Origin of the sequence: Arthrobacter sp. 2MCAF15, assembly GCF_052115605.1 — a bacterium.
Lineage (GTDB): Bacteria > Actinomycetota > Actinomycetes > Actinomycetales > Micrococcaceae > Arthrobacter.
This window is the reverse complement of the sequence record NZ_JBFRGZ010000006.1, coordinates 39,653-59,889: the sequence shown is the minus strand read 5'-3', so window position 1 is coordinate 59,889 and position 20,237 is coordinate 39,653. Positions and strand designations below refer to the sequence as shown.

Sequence of the window (20,237 nt, the reverse complement as noted above, 5' to 3'; positions counted from 1 at the left end):
CCGGCTACTGCTCGAAACCGAGGGCGAAGGCCGCGTCGAGGTCGTGCTGGGAGTACGCGCGGAAGGCGATTTGCGTGGTGGTGTGGGCGACGCCGCGAACTTTCGAGAGCTTGTCGGCGATGACTTCGGCCAGGTCTTCATGCTTGGCGACCCGGGCGATGGCGATCAGGTCCCACTCGCCAGTTACGGAATAGACCTCGCTGATGCCGGAGATGGCGGAGATTTCCTCGGCGGTCTCCGGGATGCGTGAAGCGTCTGTCTTGATCAGGACGAATGCGGTGACCACGTGTGAGCCTTTCCGGATCGGTTGCGCCGTTTGCGGGCCTGTCGGCGGCCCTTGCCCGGGCGCTGCCATCTTCTGCAAGCCTAGTGCATCAGCCCTTGCGGGGGCGGGAACGCAACCGCCGAACGCCCGCGACCACAAGACGGTATCCCAGGAGGAATACGGCGAGGCTGAGCAGGGCCACGATGATGAACGGCAGCACCACCGTCTGGCCCGTGACGGCCCGCAGGATCATGCCGACACCGACGGTTCCGAGCCAGACGGCGACGCCGGCGGGCCACACCCGCAGCGGGTCATGCCACAGCCGCAGGGCAAGCCATGCCACGGCCGCACCCGCCAGGAACGGCCAGGCCGTCGCAAAGACTCCGGTGATGATCTCGCCGCGCTGGTGCGCGTCGCGACCGATCGCCGCGAAGAGCAGAATCAGGAGGGCGTCCGCGCTTGCGGCCAGGGTGGCCGCCTGCGCCGGCCGGAGGCCGGTTTTTTGCGCGTCCGGGGCTGAGGGGTGGGGGAGGCTCGGGGTTGGAGAGGGCATACCTCCAAGCCTAGTCCCGTCCGGCTGGGCTGCGCGGGGCGGGGCAGCGGCCGTGAGCTTCCTCCGGCGGTGGTCCGCGGGGCGCCAGGGACCCGTTGTGCGCAAAATCACCGTGGGGCTAGGCTCGGTCCCAAGCCACTGATCGCCGCCGGAGCCACCCGGCGGCACGGGCGAACGCAAGGGGAGCGCTGTGAGTGAAAAGATCACCACCTGCCTGTGGTTCGACAACCAGGCCGAGGAGGCGGCGGAGTACTACGTTTCCCTCTTCGACGGCGGCAAGATCCTCGATGTTTCCCGGTACGGCGACGCCGGTCCCGGGCCCGCCGGCCAGGCAATGACCGTCCGCTTCCAGATCGACGGGCGCACCTTTACGGCGCTGAATGGTGGACCAGTCTTCACTTTCACCGAGGCAGTGTCCCTTGTCATCGACTGCGCGTCGCAGGAAGAAGTTGATCGCTACTGGTCCGCCCTGACCGACGGGGGCGAGGAAAGCCAGTGCGGGTGGCTCAAAGACCGGTACGGGCTCTCGTGGCAGGTGGTGCCGTCCGTGCTGGGAGAACTGATCGGAGGCCCCGACGCCGATGGCGCCCAGCGCGCCGTGCAGGCAATGCTCGCCATGCGCAAGCTGGACATCGCCGCCCTTCAGGAAGCGTACGACGGCGCCTGACGCGCCTGGGGTCCCGGCGTCGGCTGCCCTGAAGTCAATGCCCTGGCCAAGCTGTCAGTGCCCCCGATCGGCGTGGCCCCCGGGCGCAGCAGTGGCCGGCACATATGATCGTGGCATGAGTAGCGACGCCGTTCCGGAGGCTGTTGTCCCGGTGCAGCTGGATCCTCAGCTGGCCGGCCAGCTGAGCATTAACGACATCCTGCTCGAACTCGGCCAGGCCCCCGTGGTGCATCCTTCCCCGGACGCGGCCAGCGAGCTGCACTTCTTCTAGTCCCAGCCCGTCCTCGTCTTCCGGGACATCTTTGCGGACAGCCTGCGGCCTGGCTGGGTGAAGGCCCTGTGGATTCTTGGCGTTCTGTTGTTCCCGCTACTCGGCTGCCTGGCGTACATGATGTTCTACGTGCAGCAAATGTCCATCCGGCAATCAGCGCGGCAGGACGTTGCGAAGGACGACATGGCTGACTACATCCGGCGGACCGCCAACGCCAACCCGGCCGAGCAGATCGCCGCTGCCAAGAAGCTCCTTGATGAAGGAACCATCACAGGCGAGGAATTCCAGATGCTCAAGGCCAAGGCGATCGGCTGGGAGGCGCCTGGTTCGGACCGCATCCGCGGTGGTATGGGGCCTTGACCTCGGCAAATTCAGGCCTTATGGTCCTAACCGCCGGTTGCCCGGAAGACTACTTTGGCGCCTAAGGGGGATGCCAGTGGGGCTTCCTCAGAACGAAAGGATGGCTCCCGTGGAGCAATTCTGGAACGTCATTTGGCTGTTCTTTTGGGGATTTGCGTTCGTCGCCTACCTTTTCGCGCTGTTTGCTGTCATCACGGACATTTTCCGGGACCGTGACCTGAACGGCTGGCTCAAGGCCGTGTGGATACTGTTCCTCGTCTTCGTGCCGTTCCTCACCGTGCTGGTGTATCTGATTGCGCGGGGCCGCAGCATGGCCGAGCGCCAGGCCAAGGGCGCGCAGGAGGCGCAGGCGGCCACAAACGAGTACATCCGCTCGGTCGCCTCAGCGTCCCCGACCCAGGAAATCGCAAAGGCCAAGGAACTCCTCGACGCCGGCACCCTGACCCAGGCGGAGTTCGATGCTGTCAAGGCCAAGGCGTTGAGCCAGGCCTGAGCTCTTCATTGCCCCGGACGAAGCTGAGCCGGCCCTGCAGAACCTCATCGGCCGCCTGGCGAAGTGTCAGCGCATTGGCGAATGCGTGCGCGCGCAGCAGCAGGAGGGCCTCGGTGGCGGTGGTTTCTGCCTGTGCGAGGACCATGCCGGTTGCCTGGTGGATTTCCCGTCTGGACATCAGGGGAGCATCCACCGTGGGATCCGTGTCGGGGGAGTGCACAGCGAGAACCCTGCGGAGAAGATGCCATGCCGTTTGGCCGGCGAGCACCCCCGCCTTCGTCGAGTCGGCGTAACTGAGGCTGCCCGGCGCTGTGTGGTGAAGTTCCACGACGCCCAGGTCCAGTGCTCCCAACGTCAGTGGGAAGACGAAAATCGCTGCGACTTCTGTCTCCAGGAGAGCCTTGCTAAATACCGGCCACGAGTACGGCTGGGTGTATCGCACGTCGGGGACGAGCACTGGGAGCCGCCTGCGAAGAGCCTCCCATCGTGGCCCTTCGCCAAGGTCAAACTGCAGCTCATCAAGCCGGGCCGCCAGTGCATCGGTTGCACAGACCAGGGTCTCCGGGGCGGCGCCGCCGAACATGGATACCGCAGCACCGCTAATGGGCAGCTCGTCCAGGAAAGGAGAGCACAGATCACCGCCGTCCTTGCTGGCCCCGGTCTGGACGCCGGAATCAGCCATGCGCAGCACCGCGATGAATCTGGGCTGGCACCCGTGCGGCGTGTGCAACGTCCATTTTCGAGCCTCAGATCCCATCATCCCGGTACGGCAGAATCCGGTGCACACTGAACCGGACAACTGCTCTTAATCGCTAAGAATAAACCCACCCTGCAGGTCATTGCAGGTCGCGATCAGTGCGAGGACTGCCTGCTACCGCCCCACGAGACCCATGTGCAGGTCGTTGTAGCGGTTACCCTGCACACCAATCCGGCCAGCTACGGCATCCAAGTCTGCGACCTCGTCAGCGGAAAGCGCGACGGCGGTTGCGGCCGTGTTTTCCTCGAGGCGCACCCGGCGACGGGTGCCTGGGATCGGCACGATCCACGGCTGCTGGGCCAGGAGCCACGCCAGCGCCACCTGGCCGGGTGTTGCGCCCTTGGCGGCGGCCAGCCCGGCGACGTGGTCCACGAGTGCCTGGTTGGCGGCCCGGTTCTCGGCGGTGAAACGCGGGATGGTGCCCCGGATGTCGCCGTCTGCAAATGGCGTGGACGGATTTACGGTGCCGGTGAGGAAGCCTTTGCCGAGGGGGCTGAAGGGTACAAATCCAATACCCAGTTCGGCCAGCGTTGGCAGTACCGCCGATTCCGGGTCGCGTGTCCAGAGGGAGTACTCGCTCTGGACGGCTGTCACCGGGAAGACTCCGTGCGCGGCCCGGATTGTTGTGGCTGAGGCCTCCGATAGCCCGAAGTGGCGGACTTTGCCGGCCTGGACGAGTTCGCCCACTGCGCCTGCCACTTCCTCGATGGGAACATTGGGGTCGACCCGGTGCTGGTAGAAAAGATCGAGGCTGTCTACGCGCAGCCGGCGCAGCGACTCGTCCGCGACCCGTTTGATCCGTTCGGGGGAGCTGTCGAGTCCCACCGATTTGCCGTCCTCGATCCGCCAGCCAAATTTCGTCGCGATCACCACCTCGTCCCGCATCGGGGCCAGTGCCTCACCGACCAGTTCCTCGTTGACGAAGGGGCCGTACACCTCTGCGGTGTCGAAGAAGCTAATTCCGAGATCGACGGCGTCGCGGAGCACCGCGATCATCGCCTGGCGGTCGCCGGGGTTCGGGCCGTAGCCCTGTGACATGCCCATGCAGCCAAGGCCGACAGCCGAGACCTGCAGGCCCTGTCCGAGAGTTCGCGTGTGCATCGTGTCTCCTCAGTTTGTTGTGCGCGGGGTGTGGACCCAGCGCCTCCAGTCAACCTGCCCCAGGGACTGTATGGGAGTCCCTGATGAAAGGTGTACTGGCAGGGCATCCCCCAAAGCGTGCTGATCGGAGACACATAGGTGAATCGAAGGAGCCACCTGCGCAAGAGGAGGTACTGTGAGGCGCATGGAGATGCGCCTTGAGGTCGTACAAGTACCTGTCGCCGATGTGGACAAAGCCAAGTCGTTCTACACCGACCGGCTCGGTTTCGTCCTGGACCACGACGTGGAATACATACCGGGCATGAGGGTGGTCCAACTCACCCCGCCTGGTTCCGCCACTTCCATAGTCATCGGCACAGGGATGACCAGCATGCAGCCTGGGATCCTGGAAGGCCTGCAGTTGGTGGTCCCGGACATGGCCTCGGCGCGGTCTGAGCTTCTCGAACGGGGGGCGGAGATCAGCGAGGTCCAGGACATGGGCGGGGTCCTGTTCGCCTATTTCGGTGACCCGGACGGCAACCGCTGGGTCCTCCAGGAAGCCACCCGGCCGGACGCCACGGAAGTCCTTCAGCCTTAGGCACAGCCGCCCGCCGAGGCGTCAACTGCCCGCCGCGGCAGCACGAGGATCGGTCTGAAAGCAGGGCCACGATGACGCAGTTTGTCGAAAATATCCTGAACTTCCCGCCCCTCCTGGCGTACGTGATCGTGGCCGGCCTCGTCTTCGCCGAGGACGCGCTGTTTGTGGGCTTTGTGATCCCGGGGGAGACTGCTGCGGTTCTGGGCGGAGTCGTCGCCAGCCGCGGAAACGCACAGCTGTGGCTGATGATGGTCCTGGTGGTCATGGCCGCTGTCGTAGGGGATTCGGTGGGATACGAGGTGGGCAAGCACTTGGGCCCCAGATTCCTTGAGTTGCGGGGTTTTCGGAAGAAGCGAACCAGACTGGATGAGGCGCAGGATTTTCTCCGCCGCAAGGGAGGGGCTGCCGTTTTCCTGGGACGCTTTGTGGCGTTCTTTCGGGCCGTGATGCCGGCCCTGGCCGGATCCGCCCGGATGCCCTATCCGCGTTTTCTCGCCTTCAACGTCGCCGGCGGCATTCTCTGGGGTGTGGGGTTCGTCCTGTTGGGGTTCGTGGCCGGTAACTCCTATGAAGCCGTGGCCAAAGCGGCAGGGCGGGACATCGCCGTCGTCGTCGGGGTGTTGGCGGTGATTGGCCTGATTATCTGGCAGGTTCGCAGGCGGCGGCGGAAAGCCGAGGGAGCTTCGGGCGTCCGCTAATTTTCCCGATGCTCGCTGGGCGCCCGCGAAGGGGGTACTGGCAGTACTCGTAGCAGGGGGCGCTCCCTCATTCGCGTTGATTGCAGTTTGCTGGGCAGGTGAGCGTTACGAGCGTCTCTTCCCCGATTCTGAACGACAGGACAGCAATGGCCATCAGCGCAGCAGCCCGCAAGAACCTCGACGAGCTCTTCCCGGGGCGCGTCTCAACCCTGGCCGTCACCGACCCGGAGCTCATCGAGTCCTTCGGCAACTTCGCCTTCGACGAAGTGCTCGGCCACGGAGACCTGGACACGAGGACCCGGCTCATGGTCCAGCTCGCGTCGATGATCGCCTCGCAGGCGCTGGGGCAATACCGGGTGATGCTCGGCGCGGCGCTCACCGTCGGCGTCAGCCCGGTCGAAGTCAAGGAGATCGTCTACCAGGCCGTCCCCTACGTGGGAATGGCCAAGGTCTTCGACTTCATTCACGCCACGAACGAGGTCCTCACCGAACGCGGGATCGAACTGCCCCTGCCGGGCCAGTCCACGACTACGCCCGCCGACCGTGCGGAGAAGGGCCTCGCCGTCCAGAAGGTGATCGCCGGTGCCGGCGTCATCGATGCGATGCACGCCTCGGCGGCCGACGACGAGAGCCACTTCCAGCGCTACCTCTCGGCCAACTGCTTTGGCGACCACCTGACCCGCGCCGGCATCGACGTGCCCACGCGCGAGCTCCTCACCCTGGCGATGCTCGTCTCGCTCGGTGGCTGCGAGCCGCAAGTCAGGGGCCACGTGGCCGCAAATCTCAACGTCGGCAACGGCCGCGCCCGGTTGCTGGAGGTCATCACCGCGCTGCTGCCCTACATCGGCTACCCCCGGACTCTCAACGCGCTGCGGGTCCTCAACGAAGTCGTCCCGGCATGACTGACCCCACCGCGGTCCTTGTTGTGGGTGCGACCGGCAGCATTGGGCATCTGGTGGTCGAAGAGGCTCTCCGGCACGGGTACCTCACCCGCGCCCTGGTCCGCGATCCTGGCAAGGCCGGGCAACTGCCTGCCGGGGCCGAAGTGGTTTTCGGGGATCTCACGCGGCCGGAAACCCTGGCCGCTGCCGTGGAGGGGATCGACGCCGTCGTGTTCACCCACGGTTCCCACGACGGCAAAGCCGGGGCGGAAAGCATCGACTACGGCGGGGTGCGCAACGTGCTGACCGCACTGGGCTTCCGCACGGCGCGCATCGCCCTGATGACGGCGATCGGCGTCACCAACCGCACGGGCGCCTACAACCTATCGACCGAGGCGCACGACTGGAAGCGGCGCTCCGAGCGTCTGGTGCGGGCCAGCGGGTTGCCCTATACGATCGTGCGGCCCGGATGGTTCGACTACAACGCGTCCGACGAGCACAGGCTCGTCCTCCTGCAGGGCGACACCCGCCAGGCCGGAAATTCCAGCGACGGGGTCATCGCACGCCGACAGATTGCGGAAGTCCTGGTCCGGAGCCTGGGCTCGGGCTCCGCGCTGCGCAAGACCTTCGAACTGGTGGCAACCGCCGGCCCGGCACCGGAGGACTTTGACGCGCTGTTTGACCGGCTTGAAGCGGACGCCGCCGGCGCACTCGACGGCGTCGGCGACGCGGCCAACATGCCGCTCGCCGACGAGCCCGCACGGGTGCGGGACGATCTCGGCGCCGCCGGGCACTAGCTCCCCGGGACGCTGGCAGCATGGAAAACGGTCGCCGACGTCGGGATAGCCGGCTGACCGGGCGGGACAGCCCCTCGCCGGTTCGGGGGGCCGCCGCAGCGGCCGACACGGTGGGTCTTGATCCTCACGCGGCGTGAGGATCTACGGTTGTCCACATGAAAGAGACGAGCGGCGCGGCAGGTCAGTGGAGCATCGGCGAACTCGCCAGCGCGGGTGGCGTCACGGTCCGGACCCTCCATCACTACGACGACATTGGTTTGCTCTCGGCAGGCAAGCGGACCTCTGCCGGCCACCGCCGCTACACCGAGGAAGACGTGCGGCGGCTCTACCGGATCCGTGCACTGCAGATGCTTGGATTCCCGCTGGCCGATATCGGCCCCGCGCTGGGGACCGCCGCCGATGATATGGACTCGCTGCGCACGCTCCTGGAGAGGCAATTGCAACACACTCGCCGGCAGGCCGAGCAGATCCAGGCAGTCCAGGACCGGCTACGGGACCTGCTGTCACGCATCGACCCCTCACACAACGACGCTTCATACGAGGACGGGCCCGCCATGCCGGACCCGGAACAGTTCCTATCAACATTGGAGATGATTGCCGTGCTCGAAAACCACTTCACAACCGAACAGCGCCAGGAACTGGCCGACCGCAGAACAGAACTCGGCGTCGGCCGCCTCGAGGCGGCCAAAACCCGGTGGACCGCGTTGGTCGAGGAAGGCCTCCGGCACGCAGGGAACGGGACGCCGGTCTCGGATCCGTCGGTCCGGGAGTGGGCCAGGGCCTGGGAGGAAGTCGGATCCTTGTTCCACTCGGGCGAGCAGACCAAAACCGCCGCCCGCTCCATGTGGCAGGAAAATAGCGCCGCCCTCAGCGCCGATCTGCCATGGTCCGCGGAGCAACTGACCGGACTGATGGCCTACCTGGAAAAGGTAAGAGCGCAATCCTGACAACGTCCTTTGGCCGAGCTTTTTCGCGGTGCTTTTTGGAAGCGGCGGATGCAGAATGGAAGGAAGCCGGGCTGATTCCGCAGCCCCCTCCAGCATCGAGGACGGCACATCATGACGAGCAACAGGGCACGGACTGCACTTGTGTTGGCAACGGTTTTGATAGGGCTGAGCGGGTGTGCCGGAGGTGGCGGAACACCGGCGCCGGCCACGACGGCCGCAACCTCTGCCCCGGCGGCGTCGACCGCGCCAGGAACGGGGAGCGGGGCGGCAACCGCCGCCGCGGCGGCCATCACGATCAAAAGCTTCGCCTACGAGATCCCCGGCTCGGTGGCTCCCGGTGCTGAGGTGAAGGTGGTCAACCTGGATACGGCCGAGCACACGGTGACGGCTGACCAGGATGCGACACTCTTTGATGTCGAGGTCAAGGAAAACGGCGGTACGGCCACCTTCAAAGCACCTTCACAGCCGGGCACCTACCCCTTCCACTGCAGGTATCACTCCAACATGCACGGCTCACTGACCGTTAAGTGACCGCGGACTTGAGCTCAGCACGGGGAGCATATGCGTCGTGCGGCCCCGGCAGTGCGGTTTCGCCCATGGGAAAAACCGTCCGCGCGGGCGGAATGACGGCCGTTCTCCTGTTCGCCTTGTCCTCGTGTGCCACGGCACCGGCGTCGACCGATATGGCTAGGGAAGCGGTGTCGACCGTGGCGTGTCACGGTGCCTATGTCGCGGATATCGACACGAGTGTCCCGGGGGATCCGACGCCTGAGGCGGCCGCTGCGGGGTGGGCCAAGTTGGTGGTCGCGCCTGCCGGGGCCCCAACCGATGAATGGAAACAAGTTGATGAGCAGACGGTGCGCAGTGGTGACTGGATCGTGGGTGTCAGCCGCACCGTTCCTGGTGGCTGGGTTGTTTCCGGCCTGGGGTGCGAAGCCCTTCAGCGCTGACGTCGTCTGGCGCGCGGGCACGCCGGATATGGCCTGCTGCCGTCCGGTTGCCTGTTGAAGCTACCCCTGCGGCGCGGGTTCGACGCACTCCACGGCGTAGGGTTTGGTGGCCGAGCGCTGCAGTGGACGGCGCAGCCGCACCTGGTAGGGGCCGCTCAGGAACGTGGCGCGGGGGTCCAACTGGACAACCAGGAGTGGTTCGTCGCGGGCGGCCTCAACCCGCACCACCATGCCGTCCCGCCGCCCGCCCACGAGCAGCGGGGTTGCCGGCTCCACCGCGGTCTCCTTGAGTCGTTCCTGATGTTCGGGCCCCGCGGCCAGGAAGAGGATTCCGTGGGCGACGCCTACGACCGTCAGCGGGATCACGGCGTCAGGCTCCAGCGTGGTTCCTGGACGGAGGGGGGATTCCGGTTCGGGCATCGCCCTGGCTGCTTTCAGGTGCCGGTCGCATTCCTGGCACGGTGTACGCGCCCCGGCGTCCGCGAACCGGGTAACGAGCAGTCCCCGGGGTGCGTGGCTCCATTTGTCGGCCACGACGGGACACCACGCCGTATGGTATTCGGTCCCGTACTTCATCACGTAGACCTGGTCATGGCCGAGAAGCGGCAGCCCTTCCCGCCGGGCGGCCGGCTCGACCGGCTTGAGCTCGCCAAGGCCTCCGGCAGCAGCACGGGCGGGCTGGCCGGCTTTGAGGTACTTGAGGATCAATGGATTGAGTTGCCGTTTTGGTTTCGGAATTGCGGGGCCTTCCTGTGCGGCTGGAGCGCGTTCGGCTCTCCTTGGTTACCCCCTATCTAGCTTGCGGGCTTTTCCGCTGAGTTGCCAGTCGGGACGGCGGCATCTTCATGCCACATCCGGGCACAATCGGCGAGACCAGCAGAAAATATTCATCGACGAGGTCCTCGTTCATGAGTGCCTTGATGAGAGCGTCGGGCTGCCCAAAACGCTTCGGATCCTCTAGACCCTGCTCCTGCGGCCGGCAATAGCGCCGAAGATCAGCAGGACAATGACTATCAGGCAAGGCCCGTGGCCCGGCGTCAGGGAACACACCTTCAGCCAGGGTTGTTAACAACTACAGACCAAAAATGAGAACCGCATACACAGCACTGATAATTCCATCTCAACTCGCCGAACCTATCCGGATTGAATCTGTTGAACCCGGCCTTCAGCCCCTGCAAAGCCTGGTTGGCGGGGACATTGAGGACGTGACACGCGGTGACTGGCGTGTCTTCCTCAACGCCGAAGGCGTGATTGTGAACCTTCCGCCGAACCTGCGCGCCGCCCAGCTGATGGATGACTGCGGCCTGGATCTGGCAGGGGTAGCACGCGGCACCGCTGTGTTTCTGGGCCGCGGCGATCTCGGCGAGGAGGCAGACGTCCCCGAGCCTTTGATCCGGCGGGCAGAAGAAATGTTCGACACCCGGCTGGTTGCCTAACGGGGGATCGCACGGAACCTCATCCGCGGCTGGTCAGCCGGATTGTCCGCGCGCGGTGGATGGCTACGAGCGCAATGGCGCTGGCCGTGAGCCTGATGGCGTGAATCCGGTACCACCGCGCCAGCAGGGGTTTGCGGCGCATCTCGCTCAGCGGGTGGGGGCTGAAGAACAAGCGGGGGTTGATGGACCGGAGCAAGTACGCGGTGGCGGCCGCACCAGTCGCGGAGCCCACGGCAGCGACTATCAGCCAGCCTCTGGTATTGGAATGCTTCCAGCCGGCCACGACGGCAGCGACGGCGACGGGCGCATTGAGCGGTGCGATCGGGGCGTAGTAGCGGCCCGGGCTTCCCGCTCCAAAGGGCGACCGGGGGAGTTCAGGGCTTGCTTCCGAGGCGGCGACGCGGTGCGGGACCTTGACGATGGCCTCGTAGAGGTTGCCGAAGAACCAGTGGGCGTGGCTGAACTCGGCAATGCCCAGAAGTCCGTCAGCGATCGTTTCCCGGCGGCCGGAGGAAATCTGTTCCATGCCCACAATCTACGCCCTGGCACTACGCCGGGCCATCTGGTCCGTGGAAGGTGCATCTAGCGGAATTGAGCGAAGACGCGCACGGGCTCCGGAGTGAAGTCCGACCCTTCGGTAAACCCCATGGCCTCATAGAAGGCCCGTTGCCCAGGCTCATTGTCGGTGATGAGGACGGTTTGACGGACGTGCTGGTATCTCGCGGCGACCTTCTCAACCAGGGCCCGCCCAATTCCCGCACCTTGGAATGCCGGGTGCACCAGGATGTCCTGCAAATAGCAGATGCTCGCATCATCGGAAATCGCCCGGGCGAGGCCGACAAGGCCGCCCTTCCCGTCCCGAGCCGTGACGACATACGAGGAACTTCGGATGGCGCGGGCGAGCAGTTTGGGGTCCCGTGTGTAGGCAGTCCACCCCACGGACTCGTAGAGGGACAGGACTTCGGCGTCGGAAAATTCGCCGGAAGAATCGATGCTGAACGCGGCCATCGGATCAGTGTTGCACGGCTGTCCTCTCACCGGAGGGTATCCGGTCACGGTTCCTGCCCAGTAGCAGTTTGCTCGATCGTGACGGTACCGGCGTCGCCGTCCACGCGGATCCGCTGCCCGCTGGTGAGCCGCTGGGTGGCCACCCCGGTGCCAAGCACGGCGGGAATGCCATACTCACGGGCCACGATTGAACTGTGGCTCAACGGGCCGCCGACGTCGGTGACCACCGCGGAGGCCATCGCAAACAGCGAGGTCCAAGCCGGCGTCGTGATGCGGGCCACCAGGACGTCCCCGGGGACCATCAGGGCAAAATCCTGGGGCCCTCTCAGGACGCGCGCCGGAGCGGTGACCCGACCCGCGCTTGCGCCGACGCCCTTGATAATGTCGCCCGGCTGGTTCTGTGAGCCTGCGGGCATCATGCTCCCGAAGGCCCGCTGCATCCACCGGCTCTCCGGGAGCAACTGCGGGGCAGCGGCCTTGGCTTGGCCCCGCCAAAGCATCTTGCGCTCCTCGACGGCGTCCGCGCGGACGGGCCGGTCCGCCCCGGTGATTGCCACTGCGGGCGGTTCGCCCGGCGCGGCAAGGCCGAACTCGACGGCGCTTCGCAGTTCCTGCTCGCGCAGCCAGAACACGTCGGCCGGTTGGGCAATGACCGCGGAGTGAACCAGACGCTGCCCGAGTTCCAGCAGCATGCGCCGCAGCAGCGGCCAGGCCAGGCCGACGTCGGCCAGGGCGTCCTCGCGGATCGGAGCCGCGCTCTGCGCCCACCGCAGCAACCGGAAGAAGCCGGCCCGCCGCTTTGGCCCGAGCCGGCTAACCGCCAGATTGGTGTGGTCCTCCCTCCGTGCGGCCGACAGCCGCTGGCGCTCGTGCGGGTCATTGCCCTGCCCGCGCAGGTAGAACTTCACCGTCTCCAGCAGCGACGACGGATCATCGGCCGGCACCGGGGTGAGGAAATCCAGGTTGAAGACCGCATGGCCAAACCGGTCCAGGTGGGCCTGGAAGCGCGTCTGCCACTGTTGCCACAGTGTCTGGTCGAAACCGGCCGGGATGGACCCGGTGCGCTGCGACTCAACCAGTGCCGCCGTCGGCATATCGAGGATCGCCGGTGCAAGCCCTGGAACTCCCCGGGCCCACACCGCGAGGTCGTACAGTGACTTCTCAGCCCGGATGGGTTCGCTGTCGTAGCCGAGGAGGAACGTCTGCGCCGGGGGATCCCCATCGCGGCGGACGAGCCTGTCGTAGTACGCCCGGAAGGTGACTTCGCTGGTCGCCGCGATCGGAATGATCGACTGCACCGCCGTGTAGTACACCGTGCCGGCGTCCAGCAACGCCTGCACACCCTCAAGCAGTTCCTCACCGGAAAGCTCCCCGACCCGCTTCGCCGACCAATCCTGGATCACCCGCTCGTAGCGCGGATGCGAAAAGTCCCGCCACCCGGCCACCCCCATGTGCGCCTTGCCGCGGGCCAGCGCGCGAACCGCGGTCAGCGACTTGCCCATCACCCGCCACATACCGGAGTTGCGGTAGTAATAGTAGGCGTAGCCGTTCACGGTAGGCAGTCCGACGTCGTCCTCCCGGATGACGTTCTGACCGACGGCCTCGGCCATCAAGGCTCTCAGCGACCGGGTGACGGAGCCGTCAATGAGGTCGGCGAACAGCGGCGAGAGCGGGTCCGGCAACTGCTCCACGATGCTCGCCCGGAAGTACATTCCCTTCGGGTAGGGCACCGTCCACACATCGGGGGTGTCGGCCGCCGGTTCAGGCAGCGCCGTGATCGGCCGGGACTGCAGGATGAAGAACTCGTCACCGGCCCGCGCCCACTCAATGTCCTGCGGCGTACCGAAATGGTCCGCAATCCGTGCCCCGTAAGCGGCCAGCACGGCCGCGGCACGGTCATCCAGAACTGGCTCACGGCGGCGGGACGCCGGCACGGACTGCTCCCTCGTGCCGTGCTCCGCGTAGACCGTCATGACCTCCTTGTCAGCAGTCCGGCGCGACAGCACGCTGCCCGCCGCCGCTTCGACAACGACGTCGTCAGTGGTGACAGTTCCGCTGACCACGGACTCGCCCAGGCCCCACGCGGCACTGATCACAGTCTGGTCGCGGCGTCCGTTGGCCGGATTGGCGGTGAACATGACCCCGGCCGCCTCGGCCTCCACCATCCGCTGGACCACAACCGCGAGGCGGACCGCGTCCGGTTCGATGCCTTCACGTGCGCGGTAGGCCATGGCGCGCGCAGTCCACAGGGATGCCCAGCAATCAGTCACAGCCGCGGCCACGGCCTGCACCCCGCGGACGTTGAGGTAGGTCTCCTGTTGGCCGGCGAAGCTGGCCGAGGCCAGGTCCTCGGCTGTGGCGGAGGAGCGCACCGCCACGGCCGTATCTCCGTCGCCGAGAAGCCCGTAGGCGGCGCCGAGTTCTGCTGCGATTACGGCCGGCATGGTTCCGCCGGCGAACAAGGCGCGGATCCCTTTGGAGGCATCCTCGTAGTCCCTTGGCGTCGACTGCGGCGACAGGGAGGCTAGCTCCCGGATGCCCGCTGCGAGGTGGTTGGCCGCCACAAAATCCGCATAGGCTGCGGTGTTCAGCACAAACCCGGGTGGGACAGGGAGTCCGGCCCGTACGAGGCCTCCCAGCCCGACGCCTTTACCGCCGGCCAAGGCGACGTCGCCCTGTCCCACATCGCCGAAGTTGATGATGTAGGTCATGACTGCGCGTCCTTTCTGCCCGGAACGGGGCTGCCCTGATTGAGCCTGATTCCCAACATACTGACACCACGGCAGGCAAGAGGCCATAGCTGCTCCGCAGGTCCGGGTAGGAATGTCCGCACGACCCGGGGGTCCCCGGAGCCATAAGATTGGGTTCGGGCAGAATAGGCCCATGAAACTATTCGAGTCCGAGATATCAGTAATCCAGGCGGCGGAAAATCTGGCTGTCAGGCTCGGAACCGACCCGAACCACACGATCGCCGCGGCTGCCGGCTTTGCCGGGCGGACACCAAAGCCGTTGACCTAGCTCTCCCGGTCGATCTGAAGGTAGCTGAGTCCGCTGACGTCGAGCCAGAACTTGGTGGGCGTCTCAACGAGACGCAGGAGGACGCCCCCGCAGGAACTGCAGCGCACAACGATTCCCGGAGCGTCGGCGTAGACGGCTGCTTCCCCGAAGACCCTGACGGCGCCACAGTTCTTGCATCGACCGATCGCGGCGACGATGTCAATGCGGAACAGTTCCCACAGCTGTCCTGCCGCCGCGTTTCCATCGAGGTGAGGTATTGGATTGCCCGGGGTGCCGGCGATGTCCTGGTCCTCGAGGCGCGGGTCCTCGGCGCCAGGGGAAGAGCCGTTGCTGCCAGTCACCGGATTCCTCCCGTTCCGCCGAAGCGTTCGGTTTTGATTGAGGCGGCCGGATAGCCCACCTTCACGAGCCAGTCTGTGACCGTTTCGACAAACATCGTCTGGCCGCAGATGAAGATATCGGGGGCAGCCTCCGCCGGCAGGATGTTCGCCAGCAGTGTTTCTGCGGTGAGTCTCTTCGGGGCGCTTGGCCAACCCTCTGGCACTGCGCGTGTGTATACATGGTCGACGGTGAGCTTTGGGGATTCCCGGCTCAACGTAAGTAACTCGTCCCGATAGAACCCGGTCTCCGGCGACTTGAGTGAGTAGAGCAGCCGGAACTGTGAAGGATTCTTCGATGCCTCGTGGGCGCGGATCATGGCCATGAGCGGGACGACGCCGGAGCCTCCGGCGATCAGCTGTACCGGGTTCGGGTCGGTTGGCCGCCAGACGAACCAGCCGCCGACGGGGCCCCGGATCTCCAGCTGGTCTCCGACCATGAGGTCCCTCACGAGATATGGGGAGACCTCCCCGTTGGCCAATTCGTCAACCGTGATCTCCAGGATTTCGTCCATTCCGGCCGTCGCCACGGAGTAGGACCGCACGGCTGTGTAACCGTCGTCAGCCGTGAGCCGGACATCGATGTGCTGGCCGGCAAGGTTGCCGTTCAGACCGTCCACGCGCAGCCCGATGGTTCTGGATGATTCCGTTTCGGGAACTCCACTGACCACCTCGGCGACGCGCCACAGGGTGCTCATATGTCCTGCCTCATGAGTAGCGCTCTTCGCGCCACGGGTCGCCGTAGATGTGATACCCGTTGGATTCCCAGAATCCGGGAGCATCGTGTGGCATGAGTTCGATGCCGTTGATCCACTTCGCGCTCTTCCAAAAGTACAAGTGGGGTACCAGCAGCCGGGCAGGTCCGCCGTGGGCCCGTTCCAGTGGCTCACCGTCGAATTCCCAGGCCACCCATGCCTGGCCGTCCAGCAGGTCCTGCAGGGGAACGTTGGTCGTATAGCCGCCGTAGGAGTGGGCGGTGGTGAATTCCGACGACGTTTCCACGTCCTCGAACAGGGTGTCCAGGGACACGCCCCGCCACGAGGTGCCCAGCTTGGACCAGCTGGTCACGCAGTGAATGTCGGTCCGGATGTCATCCTGCGGCAACGCCATGAACTCATCCCAGGACCAGGCACGGCGCTGCCCCGTCTCGGATGTGATGAAGAATTTCCAGTCCGTCGGGGCGATATAGGGTGCCGGGCCTGCCGTCAGCACGGGAAAGCTTCCCGTCTCGTATTGGCCGGGCGGTAACGCTGGATTGCCGGTGCGCCGTTTTCCATGAAATCCGGACGAGATGATTCCCATCATGTACCTCCGATGCGGAGATCCGCAGGTCGAATGTAGTCGGTGCCCCAACGATAGGGCAACGTCCGGACAGGGTCCAGACATGCAAACATTCCGGCCCGGTGCCACGGCCCTGATGACCGGCTCGGCTTCCTCCTCTCGCCAGCCCCTTTCCATGGCGCTGCTCCGTCGGTGCTCTCGTGGCAAACTGTCTGCCATGGACCCAATGGACTGTCTGGTCATCTACGTCCCCACCGCAGCTGCGGAGGCGGTCCGGCAGGCCATTGGCGACGCCGGAGCGGGGAGGCTGGGCAACTACTCGCACTGCTCGTTCAGCCTCGAAGGCACCGGGCGCTTCACTCCGCTGCCCGGCGCGAACCCGACAATCGGCGTCGTCGATTCCCCCGAGGAGGTGCCTGAAACCCGGATCGAGGCCATTTACCCGCGCTCCCGGCGCAGCGCCGTCGTCGACGCCGCGCTGTCCGCGCATCCGTACGAGACGCCGGCGTTCATGACCTTCCCGGTCGATACCAGCCTGCCGCGGCGTTGAGCCACGGTCAGCGACGTCACCCCTCAGATGCTGGGAGACGCTGAGTAACTATTTCGCCACTGCGGGCGAGATGTTCGGCAACGTCCCGGAGCTTGAGGTTGGATCTGGAACTGGCACGGCTGAGGAGCAAAAAGGCCTGCTCGGCCGTGATCTTGTACCGCTCCATCAGGATGCCTTCGGCCTGGCCGATCAGCTGCCGGGCCACCAGGGCTTCGCCGAGCTGACTGATTTTCTGGGAATCCGCGAACGCTACGGCGGCATGCGCCGCGACCAGCAAACCGATCTGTTCGGACTCGCCGTCGAAGGCATCGGGACCCGCTCCATAGAGGTTCAGGGCGCCGAGCCGATCATCTTCAACGAACAGCTGGAACGAAAGCATGCTTCGCGCCCCGAGTTCCACGGCCGCCCTGGCGAAATCGGGCCAGCGGTCCTCCAGACTGAGGTCTGGGACACGAACCACCCGATCCTCGTGGGCCGCGTCCATGCACGGCCCCTGCCCGGTGGAACTCTGCAGGGCATCGACCCGGCGTGCAAGCTCGCCCGAGGCGGCTTTGGAGTCAATTGTCTTCCGCCCTGTCGCGAGGCTGATGGAAGCATGCGCGGTACCAGGAATCAGGTCCAGGGCGGCATAGACAATGCCGGAGAGGACGGCGTGGACGTCATCTTCCTGCTGCAGCTCCCGGGCGAGTTCGCTGAGTTGGGTGGCCAGTTCGGCGCTGACGGGACTGTTTTCCTGCCGGGTGGTGTCTGCATCTGGTCGGTCCACGCCCATCGCTGGCCTCCGCTGCTCGGTGTTTTGCTTGATCCTATACGTCCGCGCCGCTTCCGCGCCCGCCGTGTGGTCGCGGACAGTTCCAACGCCGTGCGTCCCGAGCAGGAACCCACTCAGGACCCCATTGCTGGCCCTCCGGCGCCGGCGTAGGCTCGCCCGCAGGAGAGGCCGTGCCCACTGCCCCCCGGCAACTGAAGCCCGGCGCTGCGGACATCCACTGCCCCTGCAATCGCCTTGGTTCTGAGGGCACGGCCCCGACCGGGAGCCTCGGGACGAGTCCGGCACGGAAAGGACCTGCGATGGACGCCATTGACGATCCTGGCACCCACAACGGGTGGCCCCGGCTGCGGGTCGATGATTGGATTCAGACCCGCGACACCGTGCACATGTGGACTCAGATCGTCGGCAAGATCCGCATGGCGCATTCTCCAATGCTGAACCACTGGTGGCACGTGACCCTGTACGTCACGCCGCGAGGACTTACGACGTCGACAATCCCTCATGGGCGCGGGGCCTTCGACATGGAATTCGATTTCTGTGGCCACCGGCTGAACGTCCGCTCCAGCGATGGCTCCGCCGGGAGCATCGTCCTGGAGCCCAAGTCGGTGGCCGAATTCTATGCGGAGGTGTTCGCGACCCTTGCCAGGCTCGGCATCCGGTCATCCATCCGTGCAGTCCCGAACGAGGTGGACCCGGCCATACCCTTCGACGATGACCACCGGCACGCATCCTACGACCCAGATGCCGTCCGAATCTTCTGGGAGCAGCTGGTTCAGGTGGACCGGGTCCTGAAAGACTTCAGTTCGTACTTCAGAGGCAAAGCCAGCCCTGTCCACCTCTTCTGGGGGTCCATGGACCTGGCATATGCCCGCTTCTCCGGACGCGAAGCCCCCACCCACCCCGGAGGTGTCCCAAACTGCGCGGATTGGGTCATGGTGGAGGGCTATTCCCATGAGCTGAGCAGTTGCGGGTTCTGGCCCGGGGTGGGGGATGAAGGGGCCTTCTACGCTTACGCGTACCCTGAACCAGCAGGGTACGCGGAGTACATCCGGGAAACCGATGGGGTTGTCTACCGCCGGGAGGACAAGCTCTACCTCCTGCCCTACGAAAATGTCCGGACCGCGCCGGACCCCGACAGCACGCTGTTGCGTTTCCTCCGCTCCACGTACGAGGCGGCCGCGGTGACAGGAAACTGGGACCGCGCGGGACTTGAGGTGGATCCCCGCCGTTGGCGGCGGTGATGTAACCCCCCCCAGGCAGCAGAACACGCGAGGCACGATCCGCCCCGGAACCCTTTCCTGCGTTGGGATTGGCTGCGAGAGTAGGGTGGAGCGTGAGTCGAGGGCGCGGATCCGAGGGGGAAGCCACATGGACGCCATCTCTGGAATCGAAGTGTCGGTTCCACCCAGCGGGACCGGTTGCGTTGAGTGCCTGGCCGGCGGAGGGTGGTGGCTGCACCTTCGCCGTTGCGCTCAATGCGGTCACATCGGCTGCTGCGATACCTCGCCGGCCCAACACGCCACGGCACATGCGCGATCTACTGGCCACCCGGTCGTCCGTAGCTTTGAGCCTGGCGAAAGCTGGTTCTACCACTATCCAAGCTCCTCATTTATTGACGGGCCGGACCTTGAACCGCCGGCCCACCACCCAGAAGATCAGAGCGTTCCGGGCCCAGCCTCGCGTGTGCCCAGTGATTGGACGCAGCACCTGCACTGATGACGGGCGGAGTCAGCCGGTGATGAGGAGCTTGGCCGCTGCGATTGYGAGCCAGTCCTTCAGTGGGATGTTCTGGTGGTGGTCCCGCTCGGAGTGGGTGACCCAAACCTTGCCTTTGCCGTCAAAATCGATGTTTACCAGGTTGTCCAGGGCGGTCCTGGGCCAGCGGGCAATAGCCACGTTGTCGGTGATTTCGATCAGGCGCTGCGGGGCAGCCGTCCAGGCAGGTTCCTTTCCTGGTTTGCGGGACGGCAGAGAGATCACGCGGCCCGACGCCGGGACCAGCTCCTTGGGATTGACCAGCTTCTTTACGGCACTACCGCCTTCGAATGTACTCAGAATGGTGTCCATGCTCAGGAACTCGTCTCCGCCGAAGCTCGTGGACTGGCGGTAGAAGCAGATGCGGCCGTCGACGGTCAGGAATGCAGTGCCTTGGTGCTCGCTTTCCAAGGGCCAGCCGAGGGACTGGGCCACGAAATGCCAGGCGGTCCAATCGGTTCCGGTGGTGACGACGGCGAGGCTCGTCGGTACGGAGCGCTTGAGGAGTCGCTTGCTGGCGTGTCCCAGCGCGCGTTCCATGCGGTCCGCGGCGGCGCGGCGGGCGGACTCGTAGATGCCGGGGACGGCTTCATTGGCGGCTCTTGCGGCAGTAGATTCCATTGTGGCCGCCCATCCCGTCTGGGTTGTTTGGATTGTCTGGTTTGATCGCCGCGGGGCAGGTTTCCGCTTCATTTTATGGCGCTGGTAGAGGCCGGAAGCCGA

Annotated in this window: 28 protein-coding genes and 1 pseudogene; 16 read left to right on the top strand and 13 right to left on the bottom strand. The window is 65.5% G+C overall.

Features of this window, described 5'->3' with window-relative positions; all coding sequences use genetic code 11:
- Positions 1-4: 4 nt before the first annotated feature.
- A complete protein-coding gene (locus AB4089_RS09050; RefSeq protein ID WP_441408952.1) occupies positions 5-286 on the bottom strand; it encodes an Lrp/AsnC family transcriptional regulator in 282 nt (93 codons plus the stop codon).
- Between the two features lie 88 nt (positions 287-374).
- Positions 375-818, bottom strand: coding sequence for a DUF3054 domain-containing protein (locus AB4089_RS09045; protein WP_441408951.1), 444 nt, complete (start codon positions 816-818; stop codon positions 375-377).
- A gap of 190 nt (positions 819-1,008) precedes the next feature.
- Between AB4089_RS09045 and AB4089_RS09040 the strand changes: the two genes are divergently transcribed.
- The 4 genes and pseudogenes from AB4089_RS09040 to AB4089_RS09025 all read left to right on the top strand — a co-directional run bounded on the left by AB4089_RS09040 (position 1,009) and on the right by AB4089_RS09025 (position 2,609).
- Positions 1,009-1,485 carry a VOC family protein gene (locus tag AB4089_RS09040; RefSeq protein WP_441408950.1) on the top strand — a complete coding sequence of 159 codons (477 nt, stop codon included), beginning with the start codon at positions 1,009-1,011 and terminating at the stop codon, positions 1,483-1,485.
- 115 nt (positions 1,486-1,600) lie between these two features.
- Entirely contained in the window at positions 1,601-1,756 is a 156-nt protein-coding gene (locus AB4089_RS09035; RefSeq protein WP_390202628.1) for a hypothetical protein, read from the top strand.
- Positions 1,757-1,780: 24 nt separating this feature from the next.
- Positions 1,781-2,116, top strand: a pseudogene (locus tag AB4089_RS09030) (SHOCT domain-containing protein); the annotation flags it as partial.
- Between the two features lie 109 nt (positions 2,117-2,225).
- Entirely contained in the window at positions 2,226-2,609 is a 384-nt protein-coding gene (locus AB4089_RS09025; protein ID WP_441408949.1) for an SHOCT domain-containing protein, read from the top strand.
- Here AB4089_RS09025 and AB4089_RS09020 read toward each other — a convergent pair.
- Together AB4089_RS09020 and AB4089_RS09015 are read right to left on the bottom strand one after the other, a co-directional pair.
- Positions 2,581-3,291, bottom strand: coding sequence for a GAF and ANTAR domain-containing protein (locus AB4089_RS09020; RefSeq protein WP_441408948.1), 711 nt, complete (start codon positions 3,289-3,291; stop codon positions 2,581-2,583). The two genes, AB4089_RS09025 and AB4089_RS09020, sit on opposite strands and share 29 nt — an antisense overlap.
- A gap of 189 nt (positions 3,292-3,480) precedes the next feature.
- Positions 3,481-4,467 carry an aldo/keto reductase gene (locus tag AB4089_RS09015; protein ID WP_441408947.1) on the bottom strand — a complete coding sequence of 329 codons (987 nt, stop codon included), beginning with the start codon at positions 4,465-4,467 and terminating at the stop codon, positions 3,481-3,483.
- A gap of 184 nt (positions 4,468-4,651) precedes the next feature.
- On the opposite strand from AB4089_RS09015, the gene AB4089_RS09010 reads away from it, so the two are divergent.
- The 7 genes from AB4089_RS09010 to AB4089_RS08980 all read left to right on the top strand — a co-directional run bounded on the left by AB4089_RS09010 (position 4,652) and on the right by AB4089_RS08980 (position 9,317).
- Positions 4,652-5,044, top strand: a complete 393-nt coding sequence (locus AB4089_RS09010; protein WP_441409074.1) for a VOC family protein — start codon at positions 4,652-4,654, stop codon at positions 5,042-5,044.
- A gap of 71 nt (positions 5,045-5,115) precedes the next feature.
- A complete protein-coding gene (locus tag AB4089_RS09005) occupies positions 5,116-5,742 on the top strand; it encodes a DedA family protein (protein ID WP_441408946.1) in 627 nt (208 codons plus the stop codon).
- Positions 5,743-5,888: 146 nt separating this feature from the next.
- Complete coding sequence (locus AB4089_RS09000; protein ID WP_441408945.1) at positions 5,889-6,644, top strand: carboxymuconolactone decarboxylase family protein; 756 nt, start codon at positions 5,889-5,891, stop codon at positions 6,642-6,644.
- Positions 6,641-7,420, top strand: a complete 780-nt coding sequence (locus tag AB4089_RS08995) for an SDR family oxidoreductase (protein WP_441408944.1) — start codon at positions 6,641-6,643, stop codon at positions 7,418-7,420. Before AB4089_RS09000 ends, AB4089_RS08995 begins: the two co-directional genes overlap by 4 nt.
- A gap of 155 nt (positions 7,421-7,575) precedes the next feature.
- The gene (locus AB4089_RS08990) at positions 7,576-8,367 is read left to right on the top strand and encodes a MerR family transcriptional regulator (RefSeq protein ID WP_441408943.1); all 792 of its coding nucleotides are present in this window, start codon (positions 7,576-7,578) and stop codon (positions 8,365-8,367) included.
- Between the two features lie 111 nt (positions 8,368-8,478).
- On the top strand, positions 8,479-8,898 hold the full coding sequence (locus AB4089_RS08985; RefSeq protein WP_441408942.1) for a cupredoxin domain-containing protein: 420 nt from the start codon (positions 8,479-8,481) through the stop codon (positions 8,896-8,898).
- Between the two features lie 65 nt (positions 8,899-8,963).
- On the top strand, positions 8,964-9,317 hold the full coding sequence (locus tag AB4089_RS08980; protein WP_441408941.1) for a hypothetical protein: 354 nt from the start codon (positions 8,964-8,966) through the stop codon (positions 9,315-9,317).
- A gap of 60 nt (positions 9,318-9,377) precedes the next feature.
- Here the strand turns inward: AB4089_RS08980 and AB4089_RS08975 are convergent, their stop codons facing one another.
- On the bottom strand, positions 9,378-10,025 hold the full coding sequence (locus AB4089_RS08975; RefSeq protein ID WP_441408940.1) for a hypothetical protein: 648 nt from the start codon (positions 10,023-10,025) through the stop codon (positions 9,378-9,380).
- 377 nt (positions 10,026-10,402) lie between these two features.
- On the opposite strand from AB4089_RS08975, the gene AB4089_RS08970 reads away from it, so the two are divergent.
- Positions 10,403-10,753: a DUF3846 domain-containing protein gene (locus AB4089_RS08970; RefSeq protein ID WP_441408939.1), complete on the top strand. Its 351-nt coding sequence runs from the start codon at positions 10,403-10,405 to the stop codon at positions 10,751-10,753.
- A gap of 19 nt (positions 10,754-10,772) precedes the next feature.
- Here AB4089_RS08970 and AB4089_RS08965 read toward each other — a convergent pair whose 3' ends face one another.
- The 3 genes from AB4089_RS08965 to AB4089_RS08955 are packed head-to-tail and all read right to left on the bottom strand — an operon-like array spanning position 10,773 to position 14,472.
- Positions 10,773-11,279 carry a hypothetical protein gene (locus AB4089_RS08965; RefSeq protein ID WP_441408938.1) on the bottom strand — a complete coding sequence of 169 codons (507 nt, stop codon included), beginning with the start codon at positions 11,277-11,279 and terminating at the stop codon, positions 10,773-10,775.
- A gap of 56 nt (positions 11,280-11,335) precedes the next feature.
- Positions 11,336-11,761 carry a GNAT family N-acetyltransferase gene (locus tag AB4089_RS08960; RefSeq protein WP_441408937.1) on the bottom strand — a complete coding sequence of 142 codons (426 nt, stop codon included), beginning with the start codon at positions 11,759-11,761 and terminating at the stop codon, positions 11,336-11,338.
- Between the two features lie 44 nt (positions 11,762-11,805).
- Complete coding sequence (locus AB4089_RS08955) at positions 11,806-14,472, bottom strand: PEP/pyruvate-binding domain-containing protein (RefSeq protein WP_441408936.1); 2,667 nt, start codon at positions 14,470-14,472, stop codon at positions 11,806-11,808.
- Between the two features lie 172 nt (positions 14,473-14,644).
- On the opposite strand from AB4089_RS08955, the gene AB4089_RS08950 reads away from it, so the two are divergent.
- Positions 14,645-14,779 carry a hypothetical protein gene (locus AB4089_RS08950; RefSeq protein ID WP_441408935.1) on the top strand — a complete coding sequence of 45 codons (135 nt, stop codon included), beginning with the start codon at positions 14,645-14,647 and terminating at the stop codon, positions 14,777-14,779.
- On the opposite strand, the gene AB4089_RS08945 is transcribed toward AB4089_RS08950, so the two are convergent.
- From AB4089_RS08945 to AB4089_RS08935, 3 genes are read right to left on the bottom strand one after another with little or no spacing between them, the layout of a single operon-like run.
- Positions 14,776-15,120 (bottom strand): DUF6510 family protein, encoded by a 345-nt coding sequence (locus tag AB4089_RS08945; protein WP_441408934.1) that lies wholly within the window; start codon positions 15,118-15,120, stop codon positions 14,776-14,778. The two genes, AB4089_RS08950 and AB4089_RS08945, sit on opposite strands and share 4 nt — an antisense overlap.
- Positions 15,117-15,854, bottom strand: coding sequence for a ferredoxin reductase (locus AB4089_RS08940; RefSeq protein WP_441408933.1), 738 nt, complete (start codon positions 15,852-15,854; stop codon positions 15,117-15,119). The genes AB4089_RS08945 and AB4089_RS08940 overlap by 4 nt, the downstream gene beginning before the upstream one ends.
- Positions 15,855-15,864: 10 nt before the next feature.
- Positions 15,865-16,368: a molybdopterin-dependent oxidoreductase gene (locus AB4089_RS08935; RefSeq protein ID WP_441408932.1), complete on the bottom strand. Its 504-nt coding sequence runs from the start codon at positions 16,366-16,368 to the stop codon at positions 15,865-15,867.
- Positions 16,369-16,654: 286 nt separating this feature from the next.
- Here AB4089_RS08935 and AB4089_RS08930 point away from each other — a divergent pair, with 286 nt between their 5' ends.
- On the top strand, positions 16,655-16,987 hold the full coding sequence (locus tag AB4089_RS08930; RefSeq protein WP_441408931.1) for a hypothetical protein: 333 nt from the start codon (positions 16,655-16,657) through the stop codon (positions 16,985-16,987).
- Between the two features lie 16 nt (positions 16,988-17,003).
- Here AB4089_RS08930 and AB4089_RS08925 read toward each other — a convergent pair whose 3' ends face one another.
- Positions 17,004-17,753, bottom strand: a complete 750-nt coding sequence (locus AB4089_RS08925) for a GAF and ANTAR domain-containing protein (protein WP_441408930.1) — start codon at positions 17,751-17,753, stop codon at positions 17,004-17,006.
- A 305-nt stretch (positions 17,754-18,058) separates the two neighbouring features.
- Between AB4089_RS08925 and AB4089_RS08920 the strand changes: the two genes are divergently transcribed.
- Complete coding sequence (locus AB4089_RS08920) at positions 18,059-19,000, top strand: DUF5996 family protein (protein WP_441408929.1); 942 nt, start codon at positions 18,059-18,061, stop codon at positions 18,998-19,000.
- A 127-nt stretch (positions 19,001-19,127) separates the two neighbouring features.
- Positions 19,128-19,475, top strand: coding sequence for a UBP-type zinc finger domain-containing protein (locus AB4089_RS08915; protein WP_441408928.1), 348 nt, complete (start codon positions 19,128-19,130; stop codon positions 19,473-19,475).
- 12 nt (positions 19,476-19,487) lie between these two features.
- On the opposite strand, the gene AB4089_RS08910 is transcribed toward AB4089_RS08915, so the two are convergent.
- Entirely contained in the window at positions 19,488-20,135 is a 648-nt protein-coding gene (locus tag AB4089_RS08910) for a hypothetical protein (RefSeq protein WP_441408927.1), read from the bottom strand.
- Between the last annotated feature and the right edge of the window lie 102 nt (positions 20,136-20,237).

Bases quoted from the DNA above. Each gene is read 5' to 3' on its own strand.
- AB4089_RS09045 (WP_441408951.1), bottom strand. From the start codon at position 818: ATGCCCTCTCCAACCCCGAGCCTCCCCCACCCCTCAGCCCCGGACGCG.
- AB4089_RS09035 (WP_390202628.1), top strand. From the start codon at position 1,601: ATGAGTAGCGACGCCGTTCCGGAGGCTGTTGTCCCGGTGCAGCTGGAT.
- AB4089_RS09020 (WP_441408948.1), bottom strand. From the start codon at position 3,291: ATGGCTGATTCCGGCGTCCAGACCGGGGCCAGCAAGGACGGCGGTGAT.
- AB4089_RS09015 (WP_441408947.1), bottom strand. From the start codon at position 4,467: ATGCACACGCGAACTCTCGGACAGGGCCTGCAGGTCTCGGCTGTCGGC.
- AB4089_RS09010 (WP_441409074.1), top strand. From the start codon at position 4,652: ATGGAGATGCGCCTTGAGGTCGTACAAGTACCTGTCGCCGATGTGGAC.
- AB4089_RS09005 (WP_441408946.1), top strand. From the start codon at position 5,116: ATGACGCAGTTTGTCGAAAATATCCTGAACTTCCCGCCCCTCCTGGCG.
- AB4089_RS09000 (WP_441408945.1), top strand. From the start codon at position 5,889: ATGGCCATCAGCGCAGCAGCCCGCAAGAACCTCGACGAGCTCTTCCCG.
- AB4089_RS08995 (WP_441408944.1), top strand. From the start codon at position 6,641: ATGACTGACCCCACCGCGGTCCTTGTTGTGGGTGCGACCGGCAGCATT.
- AB4089_RS08990 (WP_441408943.1), top strand. From the start codon at position 7,576: ATGAAAGAGACGAGCGGCGCGGCAGGTCAGTGGAGCATCGGCGAACTC.
- AB4089_RS08985 (WP_441408942.1), top strand. From the start codon at position 8,479: ATGACGAGCAACAGGGCACGGACTGCACTTGTGTTGGCAACGGTTTTG.
- AB4089_RS08980 (WP_441408941.1), top strand. From the start codon at position 8,964: ATGGGAAAAACCGTCCGCGCGGGCGGAATGACGGCCGTTCTCCTGTTC.
- AB4089_RS08970 (WP_441408939.1), top strand. From the start codon at position 10,403: ATGAGAACCGCATACACAGCACTGATAATTCCATCTCAACTCGCCGAA.
- AB4089_RS08965 (WP_441408938.1), bottom strand. From the start codon at position 11,279: ATGGAACAGATTTCCTCCGGCCGCCGGGAAACGATCGCTGACGGACTT.
- AB4089_RS08960 (WP_441408937.1), bottom strand. From the start codon at position 11,761: ATGGCCGCGTTCAGCATCGATTCTTCCGGCGAATTTTCCGACGCCGAA.
- AB4089_RS08955 (WP_441408936.1), bottom strand. From the start codon at position 14,472: ATGACCTACATCATCAACTTCGGCGATGTGGGACAGGGCGACGTCGCC.
- AB4089_RS08950 (WP_441408935.1), top strand. From the start codon at position 14,645: ATGAAACTATTCGAGTCCGAGATATCAGTAATCCAGGCGGCGGAAAAT.
- AB4089_RS08940 (WP_441408933.1), bottom strand. From the start codon at position 15,854: ATGAGCACCCTGTGGCGCGTCGCCGAGGTGGTCAGTGGAGTTCCCGAA.
- AB4089_RS08930 (WP_441408931.1), top strand. From the start codon at position 16,655: ATGGACCCAATGGACTGTCTGGTCATCTACGTCCCCACCGCAGCTGCG.
- AB4089_RS08920 (WP_441408929.1), top strand. From the start codon at position 18,059: ATGGACGCCATTGACGATCCTGGCACCCACAACGGGTGGCCCCGGCTG.
- AB4089_RS08915 (WP_441408928.1), top strand. From the start codon at position 19,128: ATGGACGCCATCTCTGGAATCGAAGTGTCGGTTCCACCCAGCGGGACC.